The sequence below is a fragment of the Rhodoplanes roseus genome (assembly GCF_003258865.1).
Classification (GTDB): domain Bacteria; phylum Pseudomonadota; class Alphaproteobacteria; order Rhizobiales; family Xanthobacteraceae; genus Rhodoplanes; species Rhodoplanes roseus.
This window is the reverse complement of the sequence record NZ_NPEX01000382.1, coordinates 1-4,476: the sequence shown is the minus strand read 5'-3', so window position 1 is coordinate 4,476 and position 4,476 is coordinate 1. Positions and strand designations below refer to the sequence as shown.

At 69.1% G+C, this 4,476-nt stretch carries 4 protein-coding genes; 2 read left to right on the top strand and 2 right to left on the bottom strand.

What is annotated here, in order from left to right:
• Positions 1-144: 144 nt before the first annotated feature.
• Positions 145-1,413 carry an amino acid ABC transporter substrate-binding protein gene (locus CH341_RS28590; protein WP_111422542.1) on the bottom strand — a complete coding sequence of 423 codons (1,269 nt, stop codon included), beginning with the start codon at positions 1,411-1,413 and terminating at the stop codon, positions 145-147.
• Positions 1,414-1,705: 292 nt separating this feature from the next.
• Positions 1,706-2,281, bottom strand: coding sequence for a DUF6101 family protein (locus tag CH341_RS28585; protein WP_111422540.1), 576 nt, complete (start codon positions 2,279-2,281; stop codon positions 1,706-1,708).
• Between the two features lie 325 nt (positions 2,282-2,606).
• On the opposite strand from CH341_RS28585, the gene CH341_RS28580 reads away from it, so the two are divergent.
• Together CH341_RS28580 and CH341_RS28575 are read left to right on the top strand one after the other, a co-directional pair.
• Positions 2,607-3,959, top strand: a complete 1,353-nt coding sequence (locus tag CH341_RS28580) for a TldD/PmbA family protein (protein WP_111422538.1) — start codon at positions 2,607-2,609, stop codon at positions 3,957-3,959.
• Positions 3,946-4,476, top strand: a 531-nt coding sequence (locus CH341_RS28575) for an inositol monophosphatase family protein (RefSeq protein WP_281023704.1), incomplete at its 3' end; no start/stop codon positions are given. The genes CH341_RS28580 and CH341_RS28575, both read left to right, overlap by 14 nt.

Here is a 4,476-nt window from a genome sequence, read left to right as displayed (position 1 = left end):
GTTCGGCGCTCCGCGCCGCCCCGGGATGACAACCGAATCGATCGATCGGATGCTGCATCACACGCGACCGGCGGGCGCACGCGACGCCCGCCGGATCGCCGGGGGAACGCGCACCGGACAAAAAGCCCGGCGCGGGCCAGAAACTCAGGACGAGCGGGCTTTCGTCAGCGGCGACACCAGATCGCCGGAGCGCAGCGACGGTGGATCGAGGATCACTTGGCGGCCGGGCTGGCGGAACTGGGCGACGTCCTTGCCCTTGATGTCGCGGAACTGGACCATCAGGACGCGCCGCTCGGTCCAATCGCCGATGGCGTTGAAGCGCGCCGGTCCCGCAATGGTCTTCACCTCGGTCTCGTGCAGCACCTTCGCCATCGCGGCCTTGTCGAGCGAGCCCGCGCCCGTCACGGCAGCGGCGATGAGCTGGCCGGCCACATAGGCGAAAGGCGGGATGTAGTAGCCGAGCGGATCGAGGCCCTGCTCGGCGGCGATCTTCTCGTAGCGCGTCAAGAAGTCCGTCATCTCGGTGTTGGCCATGGTCGGCTCCGGCGCATAGAGCGCGAAGCTGACGATGCCGTTCAGCGCCGGTCCGAGCGATGTGAGCAGCGAGGCGTACTGGGTGCCCACCATGGCGCCGCCGAACAGCTTCACGCTGTCGCCGATGCCGACCTCGGAGAGGCCGCGCACCAGGGCCGAGCTGTCGGGCGGATAGGAGCAGACGAACACGGCGTCCGGCGTCTGCGCCTTGATGTTGCGCAGGATCGAGGAGAAGTCGTTGGTGGTCGGAGGATAGCTCTGCTTGTAGACGACCTGCATGCCGTATTCGCCGGCGATCTGCTCGGCGCCGCCGGCGGCCGTCTTGGCGAACTCGACATCGGCCGACAGCACGGCGATGCGGGTGCAGCCGTTCTTCTTGGCGACGTCGAAGAAGCCGCGCGCCCAGTCGGTCTTCGAGTTCGGTCCCCACGGCGCGCTGTGGAAGAACTTGTCGTGCCGGGTCGCGTCGTTGCCGGCCAGCGCGAACATGCCGATCATGAACAGGTCGCGCTGCTTGACGAACGGCATCAGCGGCGCCGACAGCCCGGCCCCGTAGGGCGAGACCAGAATGTCGACCTTGTCGATGTCGACGAGCTTGGAATAGAGGCTCGGAATCTGCGCGACCGCACTCTGGTCGTCGTAGGTGACCAGCTCGACCTGCCGGCCCAGAAGGCCGCCGGCCTTGTTGACGTCGTCGCGCCACAGCTCGAGCCCGGTGAGCGTGCTCTTGGTGGCCGACAGCGCGCCGGTCTTCGAGATGGTGGTGCCGATCCGGATCGGCGCGCCCTGCCCGTGCGCCGTGCGCCAGACGGCAGGCATTGCGACGGCTGCACCGGCCGCTGCGACGAGCGTGCCGAATTCTCTCCGCGTGGCGGCCATTTCACTCCCCTTGAGTCGTTGTTCGCGGCGTATTTTCGCCTAGCGAATATTATTTCGTTAATTGTCGGCGTAATCGGCTAAGCTGTCAAGGCAAGCCGATACGGCCCGATGCCGCGGGGAGCGGATGGTCGACGCGTCGATCGCGAGGTTCGAGAGGTAGGGCGCCAATGAGCGCAGCGAAGTGCGCCGAACAGAGCCTCAAATAAAGACGGCCCGCCGAACGAGCGGGCCGGCCTTTCCGATGCAATTCGCTTTGCGCTCGTTGCACCCTACTGGAAACGGACTCGTCGGCTCAGCTCCGCGCGATGATTTCCTGCTCGTCCTTGAAGACGTGCGGGGCCGGCGGCAGGCGGCCGGGCTTGCGGCGCATCAGGATCGAGGCGCGGCGGCGCTTGACCGGCGAGGAGCGGCGGCGGCGCAGTTGCGGCACGGCGACCCGCACCGCGCCGAGCCTCGCGAACGGCTCGCGCAGCGTGCCGTCGGGCTCGGCGACCAGCAGCGGCAGGCCGAGCACATTGGCCCAGAGCTGCCATTCGGCGACCGCGTCGGTGCCGTCGTCGGCGACGAACAGCGGCACCGTCAAAGCCTGGTCGCGATGCTCGAGCACGACCGCGACCGAGCCTTCGCTGGTGTCGTCGGGCGGCACGACGCGCAGCGCGACGCCGAGGAAGCTCGCGACCGGCAGCGCCACCTTCATGCGCATGCCGGCGACGGCGCGCCGCACCACGACCTGGTCGCGGTCGAGTTCGACGATCCGCTCGCGCGTGTCGGCGGCCGTGTCAGCGGTTCTGAAACGAACCGGAAGAGCGAAAGGGTCGAGCCGGACATGCCGGCTCGACCCGGAGGGAGCGACCCCACCGGCACTCATTTGACGCCTCGCTTTTGCAGCATCCCTGTTCGGACTCTGTCGGCCCGATCTTTCATGGGAGACTAGCCGCTACCGCTTGGTTTCGTCTTAAAAGCCCTGGTTAATCGGGCGTTTCGCCAGTCCTTCGAAACACATGCTTGACGGAGGGTTGCCAAGGACGCTCACTTTGTAGAAGGTCCGGAAACGGTCCGCAGGCGCGGCTGCGCCAGAGTTTCGGCTTGATCCCGGCGCCTGATCGCCCCATCTCGTGTGTGATCCATTCGCGTCGATCCTGCTCGCGTCGGCCCGCCGTCCCGCCTCTCGTATCGAAAGCCATTGTCCGACCATGTCCTCCTTGTTCGATCAGTCCGCGCTCGTCACCCTGGCCGAGCTCCTCGTCACTGCGGCACGGCGCGCCGGTGCCGATGCGGCCGATGCCATCGCGACGCGCGGCGTGTCGCTGTCGGTCGAGGTGCGTGACGGCACGGTCGAGGAATCGACACGCTCCGAGGACGACGATCTGGGGCTGCGCGTGCTGGTCGGAAAACGTCAGGCCGTCGTGTCGACCAACGACCTCGCGCGCGACGGTGTCGACGCCCTCGCCGAGCGCGCCGTCGCGATGGCGCGCGTCGCGCCCGAGGATCCGTATGCGGGCCTCGCCGACGCGACGCTGCTCGCCAAGAGCATTCCGGATCTCGATCTGGTCGATCACACGATGCCGGACGTGAGCGTGCTGGAAGCGCGCGCCCAGGCGGCGGAAGCGGCCGGGCTCGCAGTCTCGGGCGTCAGCAAGTCCGGCGGCGCCTCGGCCTCGACCGGCATCGGCGGCATGGTGCTGGTCACCTCGACCGGCTTCACCGGCATCTATGTGGGCTCGCGCCACTCCGTCTCGATGACGGCGATCGCCGGCGAGGGCACGCGCATGGAGCGCGACTACGATTGGTCGTCGGCCGTCCATGCGGGCGATCTCGACGATCCGGAGCAGATCGGCCGCACCGCCGGCGAGCGCGCCGTGAAGCGCCTCGATCCGCGCAAGGTGTCGACCCGCAAGGTGCCGGTCGTCTACGACCCGCGCGTCGCCGGCTCGCTCGTCTCTCACCTGGTCTCGGCCGTCAACGGCGCGTCGATCGCGCGCAAGACCAGCCTGCTGCGCGACAAGCTCGGCCAGCAGATCTTCGGCCGCGGCATCCGCATCGTCGACGATCCGTTGCGCCGCCGCGGGCTGCGCTCGCATCCCTTCGATGCGGAGGGCGTCGCCGGCAAGCCGATGGCGCTGGTCGAGGACGGCGTGATCACGAGCTGGATCCTCGACTGCGCCACGGCGCGCGAGCTCGGCATGACGACCACGGGCCACGCGCAGCGCGGCGTCTCCTCGACGCCGAGCCCGAGCGCATCGAACGTCCATCTCGCACCCGGCGCCGAGACGCCCGGCGAGCTGATCGGCGACATCTCGGACGGCCTCTACGTCACCGATCTGATCGGCATGGGCGTCAACATGGTGACGGGCGACTACAGCCGCGGCGCCGCCGGCTTCTGGATCGAGAACGGCCAGCTCACCTATCCGGTGAGCGAGGTGACGATCGCCGGCAATCTGATCGAGATGTTCGGCACCATGCACCCGGGCAACGACCTCGTGTTCCGCCACGGCGTCAACGCGCCGACCGTGCGGGTGGAGGGGCTCACCGTTGCAGGCCTCTGACGCGCTCGACCGCACCGCGCTCGTCGAGCCGCTCGCGCAGATCATGCGCGAGGCGGGCGCGCTCGCGCTCGCCGCGATCCGCAACCCGATCAAGAGCTGGTACAAGGGCAAGGGCGAGGACTCGCCGGTGTCGGAGATCGACCTCGCGGTCGATCGCTTGCTGAAAGAGCGACTCGGCCGTCTGGCGCCGGACGCCGGCTGGCTGTCGGAGGAGACCGAGGACGATCCGGCCCGGCTCGGCTGCGAGCGGCTGTGGGTGGTCGACCCGATCGACGGCACCCGCGGGCTGCTCGCCGGCAAGCCGGACTGGACCATCTCGGTGGCGCTGGTGGAGCGCGAGCGCCCGGTCGTCGCCGCGCTGCTCGCCCCGGTCACGGACGAGATGTTCCTCGCGGTCCAAGGCGGCGGCGCGACCCGCAACGGCAGCCCGATGACGGTGGCGCGCGCCGGCACCGCGGCCGGTGCCGCGCTCCTCGCCGGCGCGCATCTGGCCGGGCCGCCGCGCCTGCTCGAGCGG